Source organism: Variovorax paradoxus, assembly GCF_000834655.1.
GTDB classification, from domain to species: domain Bacteria; phylum Pseudomonadota; class Gammaproteobacteria; order Burkholderiales; family Burkholderiaceae_C; genus Variovorax; species Variovorax paradoxus_F.
Map to the genome: position 1 here is coordinate 98,693 of NZ_JXQQ01000014.1, position 14,484 is coordinate 113,176.

The following is a 14,484-nucleotide window of genomic DNA, read 5'->3' on the forward strand; positions in this document are numbered from 1 at the left end:
CATGACCCAAAACCAACTCGACAAGAAATCCGAAGCCTGGTCGGCCCTGTTCTCCGAACCGATGAGCGACCTGGTGAAGCGCTACACCTCCAGCGTCTTCTTCGACAAGCGCCTCTGGCAGGCCGACATCGAAGGCTCCCTTGCCCATGCCGGCATGCTCGCCGCCCAAGGGATCATCCAAAAGCAGGACCACGCCGAAATCGAACGTGGGATGGCGCAGATTCGCAGCGAAATCGAATCGGGCGTCTTCGAGTGGAAGCTCGACCTGGAAGACGTGCACCTGAACATCGAGGCGCGCCTCACCCAGCTGGTGGGCGACGCCGGCAAGCGCCTGCACACCGGCCGCAGCCGCAACGACCAGGTGGCCACCGACGTGCGCCTGTGGCTGCGCGGCGAGATCGACCTCATCGGCGACCTGCTCACCGAGCTGCAGAAGGCGCTGGTGGACATCGCCGAGAAGAACGTCGATGTGATCCTGCCCGGCTTCACCCACCTGCAGGTGGCCCAGCCGGTGAGCTTCGGCCACCACATGCTGGCCTACGTGGAAATGTTCAGCCGCGATGCCGAGCGCATGGGCGAGGTGCGCCGCCGCGTCAACCGCCTGCCGCTGGGCGCCGCCGCCCTCGCCGGCACCAGCTACCCGCTGGACCGCGAGCTGGTTGCCAAGACATTGAACATGGATGGCGTCTGCCAGAACAGCCTGGACGCCGTGAGCGACCGCGACTTCGCGATCGAATTCACCGCGGCGGCAAGCCTGTGCATGGTCCACGTGAGCCGCATGAGCGAAGAACTCATCCTGTGGATGAGCCAGAACTTCGGCTTCATCCAGATCGCAGACCGCTTCACGACCGGCTCGTCGATCATGCCGCAGAAGAAGAACCCCGACGTGCCCGAGCTGGCCCGCGGCAAGACCGGCCGCGTGGTCGGCCACCTGATGGCGCTCATCACGCTCATGAAGGGCCAGCCGCTCGCCTACAACAAGGACAACCAGGAAGACAAGGAGCCGCTGTTCGACACCGTCGACACGCTCAAGGACACCCTGCGCATCTTTGCCGAGATGATCGGCGGCATCACCGTGAAGCCCGAGGCGATGGAAGCCGCGGCCCTGCGCGGCTACGCCACCGCCACGGATCTCGCCGACTACCTCGTGAAGAAGGGCCTGCCCTTCCGCGACGCGCACGAAACCGTGGCCCACGCCGTGAAGGCCGCCACCTCGCACAAGGTCGACCTGGCCGAGCTGCCGCTCGCGGTGCTGCAGCAGTTCAACCCGAGCATCGAGAAGGACGTGTACGACGTGCTGAGCCTGCGCGGCTCGCTGAACGCACGCAACATCCTCGGCGGCACCGCGCCTGCGCAGGTGAAGGCGCAGATCGCGCGCCATCGCAAGCGCCTAGGTTGATCGCGGCACAGCATCAGCAGCAACCGGCCGCCGAACCGTGTTCTACGCCATCCCGCTCGAGAACAAACCGAGCTGGCGCAACCCACCGTGGCTGACGGTGCTGCTGATCCTCGTCAACATGATCGTGTGGTGGGGGCCGCAGCGCAGCGAAGAGACCGCACGCGAGCGCGCCGCCCACTACTACGCCAGGAGCGTGCTGCCCGAGCTGGAACTGCCGCCCTTCGTGGAGCAGCTGAAGAAGACCGACGCGAAGCGCGGCAAGCTGGCCGAGCGCATGCTGCAGGCCAAGGTCTACGACCAGTTGATCGAGGCCATGGCGCATGACAGGGACTTCCAGAAGAAGCTCAAGGCCGAAGAGATCATCACCCCGTCGCACCCGCAGTACGCCGAGTGGAAGCGCGACCGCCAGCAGTACGAGTCGATGCTGCCCGCCCCCTTCACCGAGCGCTGGGCGCAGGACTACGGCCAGGACGCCGGGTTCAGCAAACCCTGGACGCTGGTCACCTCCGCCTTCCTGCACGGCAGCACCGGCCACCTGCTGGGCAACATGCTGTTCCTCTTTTTATTCGGCGCCTCGGTCGAGCTGGCGCTGGGGCGCAGCACCTACCTGACCTTCTACCTGCTGGGCGCCATCGGCGGCTCGGCGCTGGCGGCCTGGGCTTATGCGGGCAAGGGCTCGTACGGGCTGGGCGCCTCGGGCGCGATCTCCGCGCTGATGGGCATGTACGCGGTGATGTACCGGCTGCGGCGCATCCGCTTTTTCTACCAGCTGTTCTTCTATTTCAACTACGTGAGCGCGCCGGCCCTGCTCCTGCTGCCGGCCTGGATCGTCAACGAGCTGATGCAGCACTGGCTCGCCGACGAGGGCGTCGCCTACATGGCCCACCTGGGCGGCCTGCTCACCGGCGCCGCACTGATGGGCGGCGCCATGCTGCTGGGCCGCGTGAAGACGCCCGAGACCGTGAAGTCGGAAATGGCGAACGACGACGACCGCTTCGATGCGCACGTGGCAGCCGCACGCCGGCTCGCCGCCGCGATGAAGTTCGACCAGGCCGCGGCCGAATGGCGCGCCGCGGCGGCCCTGCGCCCCGGCGACACCGACACGCTGCGCGCCTGGTTCAACACCGCGCGCCTGCAGCCCGCGAGCGAAGATTTCCACCAGGCCGCGCGCCGCATCTTCCGCCTGCCCGCGACCGACCCCGAGACGATCGCCCTGCAGCACGCGAGCTACCGCACCTACCTCGACCAGGCCAGGCCGGGCCTGCGCCTGAAGCCCGACGACATGGCGCGGCTCGCGCGCCGGTTCGCCCGCATCCGCGAATTCGGCGATGCCGACATGCTGTGCCGCATCCTGCTGAAGACCGCGCCCGACCATCCCCAGCTGGCCGACACGCTCTCGGTGTGCGCCAACGGCCTGCTGCATGCGGGCGAGCGCGACAAGGCCGTCGGACTCCTGCCGCACCTGCTGCGGCTCGCGCCCAACGACATGGTCACGCGCGCCCTGCAGCGCGCATGAAACCACACCGGCACCCGGGGGCTGTCATGCCCCTGTAGAGCGCCGTTGGCAGCATGTGGCACTGCAATTGCTGCGTCTGGCGTGTAAAGCCGGCCCTTGCGCCCGCGCCTCATTGAACTTGGGGCTGCCCGCCCGCTCCATCCGGGGCTTTTTCCTACTTCCGTTGCCTGATTCATGCCTGACCACACCCCCTCCCGCTTCGCCCTGCTCGTTACGGCCCTGGCCATTGCCGCGCTCGCAGGGTGTTCACGCACCAGCGTGGAGACGCCCACCGGGGCCAAGGCGGCCGCCGCACCAGAAAAGGAAGTCGGCGTCGTCACCCTCAAGCATGAAACCCTCGCGCTGAGCACCGAGCTCCCCGGCCGCACCGCCGCGCCGGTGATCGCCGAGATCCGCCCGCAGGTCGGCGGCATCCTGAAGGAACGGCTCTTTACAGAAGGCTCGCAGGTCAAGGCCGGGCAGGTGCTCTACCAGCTCGACCCCGCCTCGCTGCAGGCCGCCCATGCGAGCGCGCAGGCCAGCGCGCGCAAGGCCGAGTCGGCCCTGGCCACGGCCCGCACCGTGGCCAGGCGCAACGCCGAACTGGTGAAGATCGACGCCATCAGCCGCCAGGTGTTCGACGAATCGCAGGCCGCCGAGCAGCAGGCCGAAGCCGACCTGGGCGTGGCCCGCGCGGCCGAGCAGACCGCGCGCATCCAGCTGGGCTACACCCGCATCACCTCGCCGATCACCGGCTGGGCCGAGCTCTCCACCGTGACCCCGGGCGCGCTGGTCACCGCCAACCAGACCGCCGCCATGACGACCGTGCAGCAACTGGACCCGATGCACGTGCACGTCACGCAGTCGAGCAGCGAACTGCTGCGCCTCAAGCGCGAACTGGCCAGCGGCCGCCTGCAGCGCGCGAACGGCGCCGAGGCGAGCATCCAGCTGCTGCTGGAAGACGGCAGCAAGTACCCGCACGCCGGGCGCCTGACCTTCAGCGGCGTCACCGTCGATGCCGGCACCGGCAGCGTCACGCTGCGCGCGGTGGTGCCCAACCCCGACCGGATGCTGATGCCCGGCATGTACGTGCGCGCGGTGCTGCAGGAAGGCGTGAACCAGGCCGCGCTGCTGGTGCCGCAACAGGCCGTCACGCGCGCGCCGGACGGCAGCGCCTCCACGCTGGTGATCGACACCGAGAGCAAGGTGGCCCGGCGCCCGATCAGCGTGGGCCGCGCGGTCGGCACGCACTGGCAGGTGATCGATGGCCTGGCCGCGGGCGACCGCGTGATGATGGAAGGCTCGCAGCGCGTGAAGGTCGGCGACAGGGTGCGCGTGGTCGACCTCGGCGCGAAGCCGGCGACCAGCCCCGCAGCGGGCGCGAGGCCGGCTCCCGGGCCCGTGGCCGCCGTCGCGCCCGACGCCGCCTCCGCCACCGTCGCGCGCTGAGGCCCCGCCATGGCCCAGTTCTTCATCGACCGCCCCATCTTCGCGTGGGTGCTCTCCATCGTCGTCATGCTCGCCGGGCTGATGGCCATCCGCACGCTGCCCCTGGAGCAGTACCCCGACATCGCGCCGCCGCGCGTGTCGATCAACGCCACCTACACCGGCGCCTCGGCCAAGACGGTCGAAGACTCGGTCACCCAGGTCATCGAGCAGCAGATGAAGGGGCTGGACAACCTGCTCTACATGCAGTCGACCAGCAACTCCTCGGGCGTGGCGCGCCTGTCGCTCACCTTCAACGCGGGCACCAACATCGACGTGGCCCAGATGCAGGTGCAGAACAAGCTGCAGCAGGCCATGTCGCGCCTGCCCCAGCAGGTGCAAAGCCGCGGCGTCACCGTCACCAAGGGCGGCAACGACTTCCTGCTGATCGTCTCGATGTACTCGGGCGACGGCAGCGCCTCCGCGGTGGACGTGGGCGACTACATCAGCAGCAACCTGGTCGACGTGATCAGCCGCATCGACGGCGTGGGCGAGGTGCAGACGCTGGGCACCGGCTACGCGATGCGCCTGTGGCTGGACCCGGACAAGCTGCGCAAGTACGCGCTCATGCCCTCGGACGTGGGCAGCGCCATCACCGCGCAGAACGCGCAGGTCTCGGCCGGCCAGCTAGGGGCGCTGCCCGCCGGGGCGCAGCAGCAGCTCAACGCCACCATCACCGCGCGCAGCAAGCTGCAGACGGTGGAGCAGTTCGAGAACGTAGTGCTGCGCGCGACGCCCGACGGCGCCGTGGTGCGCCTTCGCGACGTGGCGCGCGTGGAGCTGGGCGCCGAGAACCTCACCGTGCGCTCGCAGCTGGGCGGCCGCCCCGGCGCGGGCCTGGGCGTGGTGCTGGCCGACGGCGCCAACGCGGTGCAGGTGGCCGAGGCGGTGAAGGCCAAGGTGGCCGAACTGCAGCCGCTCTTTCCGAACCAGCTGCAGACCTTCGTGAGCTACGACACCACGCCCTTCGTGAGCGCGTCGATCGACGAGGTGGTCAAGGCGCTGGCCGAGGCCATGCTGCTGGTCGTGCTGGTGATGTACATCTTCCTGCAGAACTTCCGCGCGACGCTGATTCCTGCCATTGCGGTGCCGGTGGTGCTGCTGGGCACCTTCGGCGTGCTCTCGATTGCCGGCTACTCGATCAACACGCTCACCATGTTCGGCATGGTGCTGGCCATCGGCCTCCTGGTGGACGACGCCATCGTGGTGGTGGAGAACGTCGAGCGCGTGATGCATGAAGAAGGCCTCTCGCCCAAGGAGGCCACGCGCAAGTCGATGGCCGAGATCACGCCCGCGCTCGTGGGCATCGCGCTGGTGCTCTCGGCGGTGTTCATCCCGATGGCCTTCTTCGGCGGCTCGACCGGCGTGATCTACCGGCAGTTCTCGATCACCATCGTCTCGGCGATGGCGCTGTCGGTGTTCGTGGCGCTCACGCTCACGCCGGCGCTGTGCGCGACGCTCCTGAAGCCCGTGGCCAAGGGCCAGCACGCCGTGCCGCGCAAAGGGGTGCTGGGCGCGGTCGATCGCTTCTTCGCGGGCTTCAACCGCAACTTCGACAAGGGCGCCGACCGCTACCAGGGCGTGGTGGGCGGCATCGTGCGGCGCGGCAAGCGCAGCATCGTGGTGTACCTGCTGATCGCGGCCGCGATGGCGGTGCTGTTCATGCGCCTGCCCACATCTTTCCTTCCCGACGAGGACCAGGCCTTCCTGCAGGTGCAGGTGACGCTGCCGCCGGGCGCCTCCGACGCGCGGCTGCAGCCGGTGGTCACGCAGATGCAGGACTACTTCACCAAGCAACCCGAGGTGGTGAGCGTGAACGTCATCACCGGGCAGAACGGCGACCAGAGTTCGGCGCGCGCTTTCGTCAAGCTCAAAGACTGGGCCGAGCGCGAAGGCGACGGGCAATCGGCCGCCGCGCTCGCGCGCCGTGCCAACAAGGACCTCTCGACCATCCGCGATGCGCGCGTGTTCGTGCTGCTGCCGCCGGCGGTGCGCGGGCTGGGCGCCAATGCGGGCTTCAACTTCCACCTGAAGGACATCAACGGCCTCGGCCACGACGCGCTGGTGAAGGCGCGCGACCAGGTCATCGAGCTCCTGTCCAAGCGCTCCGACGTGGTCGTGAACGTGCGCAGCAACAACCTGGACGACACGCCGCAGTTCGCGGTGGACATCGACGATGCGCGCGCGGGCGCGGCGAGCCTGGCCACGGCCGACATCGACAGCACGCTCTCCAGCGCGATGGGCGGCACCTACATCAACGACTTCCTGGACAACGGCCGCGTCAAGCGCGTGTACATGCAGGGCGACACCGCCTTCCGGATGCTGCCCGCCGACATCGACCGCTGGAGCGTGCGCAACAGCCTCGGGCAGATGGTGTCGTTCCCGGCGTTCTCGAGTTCGCGCTGGACCTACGGCTCGCCGCAACTGCAGCGCTACAACGGCAGCCCGAGCTACGAGTTCGTGGGCGATGCCGCGCCAGGCGTGAGTTCGGGCGACGCGATGGCCGCGGTGGACGAGGTGATGAAGCAGATGCCACCAGGCATCGGCTACGAGTGGACCGGTGCGTCGTTCCAGGAGCGGCTCTCGGGCGCGCAGGCCCCTGTGCTTTATGCGATCTCGATCCTGTTCGTTTTCCTGTGCCTGGCCGCGCTCTACGAGAGCTGGTCGGTGCCGTTCTCGGTGATCCTGGTGGTGCCGCTGGGCATCGTGGGGGCGCTGCTGTTCACCAGCTTCCGGGGCCTGAGCAACGACGTGTACTTCCAGGTGGGCCTCCTGACCACGGTGGGGCTCTCGTCGAAGAACGCGATCCTGATCGTGGAGTTTGCCAAACAGCTACAGGAGCAGGGCAAGGGCGTGATCGAGGCGACCCTGGAAGCGGTGCGCCTGCGGCTGCGGCCCATTCTCATGACCTCGCTGGCCTTCGGCTTCGGCGTGCTGCCGCTGGCCATCGGCACCGGCGCGGGCGCGGGTGGCCGCCAGTCGATCGGCACCGCGGTGCTGGGCGGCATGGTGGTCGGCACGGCGCTCGGCATCTTTTTCGTGCCGCTGTTCTTCGCGCTGATCCGCGGGTGGCTGGAGGGCAGGCGCAAGCCGGCGAAGGCAGAAGTACCGGGCGCATTGCCGGCGCCCGCCGCGGAACAGGGAGGCCAATGATGCGACGCACATCCCTCCCCCACTTTCCGCTGCGCTCGCTGGCCTGCGCGGCCGTGGCTTCGGCCGTGCTCTCGGGCTGCGTCAACCTCGCGCCCGCGTATGAAACGCCCGCCTCGCCGGTGCCGCAGGCCCTGCCCTCGGGCGGCGCGAGCGGTGCCAACGCGGCTGCGCCGGTCGATGTCAGCTGGAGAGACTTCTTCGTCGACAAGCGCCTGCAGGGCGTGATCGAACTCGCGCTCGCCAACAACCGCGACCTGCGCGTGGCCGCACTCAACATCGAGCGCGCACGCGCCCAGTACGGCATCGCGCGCGCGGGCCTGTTCCCGACCGTCGACGCCGGCGCGGGCGGAAGCCGCTCGCGGACGCCGGGCAGCCTCTCGACCAGCGGCGAGGCGCGCATCTCCTCGCAATACAGCGCCGACCTGGGCATGACGGCCTACGAACTTGACCTGTTCGGCCGCGTGCGCAACCTCGGCGAATCGGCGCTGCAGAGCTATTTCCAGACCGAGGAAACCCGACGCAGCACGCAGATCAGCCTGGTGGCCTCGGTGGCCACGGCCTGGCTGCAGCTGGCCGCGGACGAACAGCGCCTGGCGCTCGCGCGCAGCACGCTGGAGAGCCAGCGCAAGTCGTTCGACCTGATCCAGCGCAGCCATGCGCTGGGTTCGCAGTCGGGCTTGGCGCTCGCGCAGTCGCAAAGCACGGTCGAAGCTGCGCGGGCCGATGCGGCCGCGTTCGACAGCCTGGTGGAGCAGGACCGCAACGCGCTCGCCCTCCTGGTCGGCACCACGCCGCCGGCCGAATTGCTGCCGACTACCGCGACGGCCGAGGCCGCGCAGCTGCTCGTGCCGCCGGCCGGCCTCTCGTCGAACGTGCTGCAGCAGCGCCCCGACGTGCGCGCTGCCGAGCACGCCCTGCGCGCAAGCAATGCCGACATCGGCGCGGCGCGCGCGGCGTTCTTTCCGCGCATCGCGCTCACGGCCTCGGCGGGTACGGCGAGCAGCACGCTCTCGGGCCTGTTCACGAGCGGCAGCAAGGCCTGGAGCTTCGCGCCCTCGATCAGCGTGCCGATCTTCGACGGCGGCGCGAACCGCGCGAACCTGAAGATGGCCGAGGCGCAGCAGAAGATCCAGCTCGCGACCTACGAGAAGACCGTGCAGACGGCCTTCCGTGAAGTGGCGGATGCGCTGGCCGAGCGCCGCACGCTGGCCGAGCGGCTCGATGCGCAGCGCTCGCTGCTGGGCGCGACCTCCCGCAGCTTCGAGCTGTCGCAGTCGCTCTTCAGGAGCGGCGCGAGCAGCTTCCTCGACGTGCTGGATGCGCAGCGCGCCCATTACGCGGCGCAGCAGACGCTGATCAGCCTGCAGCTCACCGAGCAGACCAACCGCCTCACGATCTACAGGACGCTGGGCGGCGGCTGGAGCGAAGTCGCGGACAAGAACGGCTAGAGCCCGGCCGGCCAGCGGCTTCTCGAAATCGCCAGCGGGCGCCCTCGGCAACGAGCGCGCCCGCTGGTCTTTCGACACGCCACCGCATCCGGAATCGCATGCTGCGCGAGGCTGGAACGGGTAAAGCCGGTGGACATCCGTCGATCCATTCGTATACGATATTCCGCCAACTCAAGGACCATCGCATGCTTCCCTGGCTCGTCGAAACCGCTCCGGACCATCTCTCGGCCGTGCGCGACACCTCGCTCTCGAAGTTGGTGCGCGACGACATGCTGGCCATGATCCTGCGCGGCGAACTGCAGCCCGGCCAACGCATCAACGAGCCCGACGTGGCCCTGCGGCTGGGCGTCTCGCGGGTGCCGGTGCGAGAGGCCTTGCGCGAACTCGAGAGCACCGGGCTCGTGGTTGCACGCAAGCACGCCGGCGTCTTCGTGCGCGAGCCCACCGCCGACGAGGTGCACGACCTCTACGAGATGCGGGGCCTCCTCGACGGCTTTGCGGGGCGCCGCGCGGCGCGGCTCGAAGCGCCCGCGCGCATCGCCCTGGCCGACCGGCTCGATGCCTCCATCGCCGCGATGAACGCGGCCTTCGACGCACACGACGTGCAGCGCTACTACCGCGAGAACCTCGCCTTCCACTGGGCCATCGTCGAGGCCGCCGGCAACCACGCACTCGCCGCGACCTACCGCACGGTGGTGCAGAAGCTGCACCTCTCGCGCCTGAAGAACCTGTCGCAGGACATCGGCATGCGCGCATCGATCGCCGAACACACGCGCATCGCCCGGGCCCTGCGCAAGGGCGACATCGCGCGCTGCGAAGACCTGATGGCGCGCCACGTGAGCGACGCCTACGACCGCCTGCAGAGCTGCCGCCGCTGAACGCGCGGCCCGGCCGCCCTGGCTCGAACAACCACCAGGAGACAAGACAATGAAACGCCGAGCCTTCACCCTCGCCATTCCCACGTCCGCCTTCCTCGGGCTTCACCGTTCCGCGCGTGCCGAGGACTTTCCGAGCAAGCCCATCCGCTACATCGTGCCGGTGGCGGCCGGCGGGGGCAGCGACATGGTGGGCCGCACCGTCACCGAGCGCTGGGGCAAGCTGCTGAACCAGACCTTCATCGTCGACAACCAGGGCGGCGGCGGCGGCGTGATCGCCTCGCAGAACACCGCGCGCGCACCGGCCGACGGCTACACGCTGATGCAGGGCTACGTCGCCACGCACGGCACCAGCCCGGCAACGCGCCAGGTGCCCTACGACCCGGTCAAGGACTTCACGCCGATCGGCATGATCGGCGGCACGCCCAACGTGCTGGTCATCAACGCCGACCTGCCCGCCAAGGACTTCAGGCAGTTCCTCGAGTACGCCAAGGCCCAGGCCGGCAAGCTGAGCTACGGCTCGGCCGGCGCCGGCTCGCTCACGCACCTGACGATGGAGCTCTTCAAGCAGCAGACCGGCCTGCAGATGACGCACGTGCCCTACCGCGGCGTCGCCCCGGCCTTCACCGACCTCATGGGCGGACAGACGCAGGCGATGTTCCCGGGCCTCGCCGCCGCCATGCCGCACCTCAAGTCGGGCCGCGTGCGGCCGCTGGCGGTGACCGGCAGGGCGCGCCATCCGCAGATCAAGGACGTGCCCACGCTCGAGGAGCTGGGCCTTGCGGGCTTCGACGCGATGCAGTGGTACGGCGTGGTCGGCCCGGCCCACATGCCGGCCGCCGTCGTCAAGCAGCTCAACGACACGCTCAACACGGTGCTCAAGGCGCCCGACCTCAGCGAGAAGCTCGCGGTCGAGGCGGTCGAGCCGATGCCCATGAGCGCGCAGCAGTTCGGCGACTACATCCGCGCCGACGTCGCGCGATGGACCCAGCTCGCGCGCGATCGCAAGATCGAACTCGGCACCTGAAGCCCGCATTCTTTTTTCCTTCGCCATCCACCGGAGACTTTCAAGCACATGGCCCGCAACACCCAGGTCGCCGCAGACCACAACGCCCCGCCCATCACCCGCATCCTTGCCGAGTACGTCGCAGGCCACGCCTCGCGCGGCTGGAGCGAGGCGGTGGACCACGAGGCGCACCGCACCTTCCTCAACTGGCTGGGCTGCGCCGTCGGCGCCGCCAGGCACGAAGCCGTCGAGGCCGCGCTGGCCGCCGTGCAGGTGCTGCAGCCCGCGCCGCAGGCCACCATCCTCGGGCGTGCCGAGAAGGTCGACATCGCGAATGCGGCGCTGCTCAACGGCATCACCTCGCACACCTTCGACTTCGACGACACGCACCTGAAGACCATCATCCATCCCGCCGGCCCCGTGGCCTCGGCCGTGCTGGCATTGGCCGAGCACACCGGCGCGAGCGGCCGCACGGTGCTCGATGCGCTGGTGCTGGGCATCGACGTGGCGTGTCGCCTCGGCAACACGGTCTATCCCGAGCACTACGACCGCGGCTGGCACATCACCGGCACCACGGGCATGTTAGGCGCGGCCGCGGGCTGCGCGCGGCTGCTCGGGCTGGACGCGGACCGCACGGCCATGGCGCTCGGCATCGCCGCGTCGCAGCCGGTCGGCCTGCGCGAGCAGTTCGGCACCATGACCAAGCCCTTTCACCCGGGCGGTGCCGCGCGCGCGGGCCTCATGGCCGCGCTGATGGCGCAGCACGGCTACACCGCGAGCCCCAAGGCAATCGAGGCGCCGCGCGGCTGGGCGCAGGTGGTATCGACCAAGTACGCCTGGAACGAAGTGACCGACGAACTCGGCGAGCGCTTCGAGATTTCGTTCAACAGCTACAAGCCCTTTGCCTGCGGCATCGTGATCCACCCGAGCATCGACGCCTGCGTGCAACTGCGCGAGCGCGGCATCGCGGCGGACCAGGTCGAGCGCATCGAGCTCAAGGTGCATTCGCTGGTGCTCGAACTCACCGGCAAGAAGGAGCCGGCCGATGGGCTGAGCGCCAAGTTCAGCGTCTACCACGGGTGCGCGGCGGGCCTGTTGTTCGGGCGCGCTGCCGAGGAGGAATTTGCCGACGACATCGTGAACCGCCCCGACGTGGTCGCGCTGCGCCGCAAGGTCGTGGCCACGGTGGACGACGGGATCGACGAAGCCAGCGCCGACGTGACCGCGGTGCTGACCGACGGCCGCCGCGAGCACGTGTTCATCGAGCACGCGATCGGCTCGCTGCAGCGCCCGATGAGCGATGCGGACCTGGAGCGCAAGTTCCACGGGCTGTCGGACGGCATCCTCGGCGCGCAGCGCACGAGCGAGTTGCTCGCGGCCTGCTGGTCGCTGGGAAAGGCAGCCGACGTGCGCGGCCTCGCGGCGCTGGCCCGGCCCTGACAAGGAGAGAACGCATGAAGCAGCCCGATCTCTCCCACGCCATCGATCGCCGCGCCTTCTGTGGCGCGGGCGCACTCCTCCTTGCGGGCTGCGCCGGCACCACGGCCAGCTCGCAGGCGGCCGCCGCGGCGGAACTCGGCGGCACCGGCAAGCTGCGCGCCGCCATCAACTTCGGCAATCCGATCCTCGCGAGCCGCGGCGCCGGTGGCCAGCCGAGCGGCGTGTCGGTGGACCTCGCGCGCGAGGCGGCGCGACGCCTGGGCCTCGCGATCGACCTCGTGCAGTTCAACTCCGCCGGCAACGTGGTGGAAGCCGTCAAGGCGCGCCAGGTCGACATGGCTTTCGTCGCGATCGATCCGGTGCGCGCGGCGGACATGGAATACACCGCGCCCTACGTTGTCATCGAAGGCGCCTACCTCGTGCGCAACGGCTCGCCGCTGCAGCGCAACGCGGACGTGGACCGCGCCGGCACCCGCGTGGTGGTCGGCAGGGGCAGCGCCTACGACCTCTACCTCACACGCGAGCTGAAGGCCGCCACGCTGGTGCGCGCGCCGACCTCGCCCGAGGTCACGAACCAGTTCATCGCGCAGAACCTCGACGTGGCGGCCGGCGTGAAGCAGCAGCTCGAAGCCGACGCGCAGCGCGTGGGCGGCGTGCGCCTGCTGCCGGGCCGCTTCATGGTGATCGAGCAGGCGATGGGCGTGCCGAAGGGCCGGCTCGCCGCACAGGCGTGGCTCAGCGGATTCGTCGAGGAGATGAAGGCGTCCGGTTTCGTCGCCGACGCGCTGAAGCGGCACGGCATCGAGGGTGCCGCCGTGGCGCCCCGCAGGGCCTGACCTCAGGGGGCAGGCCAGGCGGCGGGCTAGGCGGCGGCCTCGGGGGCCGGCCGCAGCAGCCAGCGCACCTCTTGCGTCTGCTCGCTGTCGGGGTAGCGCGATTCCATCGTGCGGAGGATGGGCTTGGCCATGTCGGCGCGCCCCAGGCCCTGCACCAGCGCGCGGGCCGCGAGTTCATACGCCTGCGGGATCGCCTCGTTCCCGCGGAAGCGGCGGTCGAAACCCGCCAGCAGCGCGAGCGTGGCATGGGCATCGCCGTTGCGCCATTCGGCCCGCGCCATCGCGATCACCGTGGCCGCGTCGTCGAGCGCGAACGCCTTGTCCTTCTCGCGGCACAACTTGAAGACCTTGAGCGCTTCGGAAGACAGGTCGCGCCGCATCAGGAGCGGAATGAAGCGCCTGGCCTGGTCGAGCATTGCGCTCTCCTTGTCCGGCATCATCGCGAGCACGCGGTGGTAGCGGCGCTGCGCGGCGAGGTCGTCGATGGCGGCGGTGCGCTGCGCCTCGTAGGCGGTGCCGAGCGCGGCGGCCAGGTCGCCGTCGGTGATGAACTGCGCCACCTCGGCGTCGATGCGCTGGGCGGCGATCTGCGCGGGCGTGCGGCGGTCCACCGGCATGCCCTCGCCCGCGCCGGCACCGGGCACCACGTCAATGCCGAAGGCGTCGTGGTGCTGGTACATCACATAGCCCAGGAGGCTCGCCATCACCCAGCCGAAGTAGATGAACGCGAAATTGACGATCGGCAGGATGATGCGGCCGTCGAACATCGGCACCACCATCGATATGGCGATCTGGGCACCCGTGCTCAGCAGGAACAGGAAAAAGCACAGCAGCGCATACGGCCAGCCGATGGTGCGGATCGCATCCATCACGTGCCCCGGGTTCATCGCCTGGAAGAAGCTGGACGACTGCACCAGCACGATCACCGCGGCCGGGAAGGTGAAGGACATGACGAACAGCGCCACCGTGCCCAGCACCGGCTCGTACCAGGCGAGCCAGGCGATCAGCGCGCCCTGCACCAGCGAGATCGCGAAGAGCTTCCAGGGCAGGTAGGTCCAGTCGTCGCTCGACTCGCGCGCGAAGTCGGCCGACTGCCAGATGCCGCGCGCGCCGAGCGCGGTGATCTTGAAGCCGTAGCGGCTGGCCGCCAGCATGATGCCGATCTCGATGACGATGAACGCCAGCGCATCGGGCAGGAAGAAGATCGCCTCGAAGAGCAGGCTGCAGAACGACAGCACGAGCCCGTAGGCCAGCGGCCGCATCTGGAACGGAAACGCGAAGAAGCTGTTGAGGCGGTGCCAGAACGGCGGCGGGGGTGGCAGGGAATCCTGAACGATCACGACCGCC

General features: G+C 69.3%; 10 protein-coding genes. 9 read left to right on the forward strand and 1 reads right to left on the reverse strand.

Features of this window, described 5'->3' with window-relative positions; all coding sequences use genetic code 11:
- The first annotated feature begins 1 nt into the window (after position 1).
- The 9 genes from argH (at position 2) to RT97_RS07455 (ending at position 13,137) form a co-directional block, all read left to right on the forward strand.
- Entirely contained in the window at positions 2 to 1,399 is a 1,398-nt protein-coding gene (gene argH / locus RT97_RS07415; protein ID WP_042578142.1) for an argininosuccinate lyase, read from the forward strand.
- Positions 1,400 to 1,436: 37 nt separating this feature from the next.
- Positions 1,437 to 2,915 (forward strand): rhomboid family protein, encoded by a 1,479-nt coding sequence (locus tag RT97_RS07420; RefSeq protein ID WP_042578143.1) that lies wholly within the window; start codon positions 1,437 to 1,439, stop codon positions 2,913 to 2,915.
- A 174-nt stretch (positions 2,916 to 3,089) separates the two neighbouring features.
- Entirely contained in the window at positions 3,090 to 4,343 is a 1,254-nt protein-coding gene (locus tag RT97_RS07425; RefSeq protein WP_042578144.1) for an efflux RND transporter periplasmic adaptor subunit, read from the forward strand.
- Positions 4,344 to 4,352: 9 nt separating this feature from the next.
- Positions 4,353 to 7,532, forward strand: a complete 3,180-nt coding sequence (locus RT97_RS07430; protein ID WP_042578145.1) for an efflux RND transporter permease subunit — start codon at positions 4,353 to 4,355, stop codon at positions 7,530 to 7,532.
- Positions 7,532 to 8,980: an efflux transporter outer membrane subunit gene (locus RT97_RS07435; RefSeq protein ID WP_042578146.1), complete on the forward strand. Its 1,449-nt coding sequence runs from the start codon at positions 7,532 to 7,534 to the stop codon at positions 8,978 to 8,980. Before RT97_RS07430 ends, RT97_RS07435 begins: the two co-directional genes overlap by 1 nt.
- A 185-nt stretch (positions 8,981 to 9,165) precedes the next feature.
- Positions 9,166 to 9,858 (forward strand): GntR family transcriptional regulator, encoded by a 693-nt coding sequence (locus RT97_RS07440; protein ID WP_042578147.1) that lies wholly within the window; start codon positions 9,166 to 9,168, stop codon positions 9,856 to 9,858.
- Positions 9,859 to 9,907: 49 nt separating this feature from the next.
- Positions 9,908 to 10,882 (forward strand): Bug family tripartite tricarboxylate transporter substrate binding protein, encoded by a 975-nt coding sequence (locus RT97_RS07445; RefSeq protein WP_042578148.1) that lies wholly within the window; start codon positions 9,908 to 9,910, stop codon positions 10,880 to 10,882.
- A gap of 48 nt (positions 10,883 to 10,930) precedes the next feature.
- Positions 10,931 to 12,301: an MmgE/PrpD family protein gene (locus tag RT97_RS07450; protein ID WP_042578149.1), complete on the forward strand. Its 1,371-nt coding sequence runs from the start codon at positions 10,931 to 10,933 to the stop codon at positions 12,299 to 12,301.
- A gap of 14 nt (positions 12,302 to 12,315) precedes the next feature.
- A complete protein-coding gene (locus tag RT97_RS07455) occupies positions 12,316 to 13,137 on the forward strand; it encodes an ABC transporter substrate-binding protein (protein ID WP_080898220.1) in 822 nt (273 codons plus the stop codon).
- 26 nt (positions 13,138 to 13,163) lie between these two features.
- Here the strand turns inward: RT97_RS07455 and RT97_RS07460 are convergent, their stop codons facing one another.
- Positions 13,164 to 14,477, reverse strand: coding sequence for a hypothetical protein (locus tag RT97_RS07460; protein WP_042578150.1), 1,314 nt, complete (start codon positions 14,475 to 14,477; stop codon positions 13,164 to 13,166).
- Between the last annotated feature and the right edge of the window lie 7 nt (positions 14,478 to 14,484).

What these genes read in the sequence shown, in the direction of transcription:
- argH (WP_042578142.1), top strand. Translation starts at nt 2, where the DNA reads ATGACCCAAAACCAACTCGACAAGAAATCCGAAGCCTGGTCGGCCCTG.
- RT97_RS07425 (WP_042578144.1), top strand. Translation starts at nt 3,090, where the DNA reads ATGCCTGACCACACCCCCTCCCGCTTCGCCCTGCTCGTTACGGCCCTG.
- RT97_RS07430 (WP_042578145.1), top strand. Translation starts at nt 4,353, where the DNA reads ATGGCCCAGTTCTTCATCGACCGCCCCATCTTCGCGTGGGTGCTCTCC.
- RT97_RS07435 (WP_042578146.1), top strand. Translation starts at nt 7,532, where the DNA reads ATGCGACGCACATCCCTCCCCCACTTTCCGCTGCGCTCGCTGGCCTGC.
- RT97_RS07440 (WP_042578147.1), top strand. Translation starts at nt 9,166, where the DNA reads ATGCTTCCCTGGCTCGTCGAAACCGCTCCGGACCATCTCTCGGCCGTG.
- RT97_RS07445 (WP_042578148.1), top strand. Translation starts at nt 9,908, where the DNA reads ATGAAACGCCGAGCCTTCACCCTCGCCATTCCCACGTCCGCCTTCCTC.
- RT97_RS07450 (WP_042578149.1), top strand. Translation starts at nt 10,931, where the DNA reads ATGGCCCGCAACACCCAGGTCGCCGCAGACCACAACGCCCCGCCCATC.
- RT97_RS07455 (WP_080898220.1), top strand. Translation starts at nt 12,316, where the DNA reads ATGAAGCAGCCCGATCTCTCCCACGCCATCGATCGCCGCGCCTTCTGT.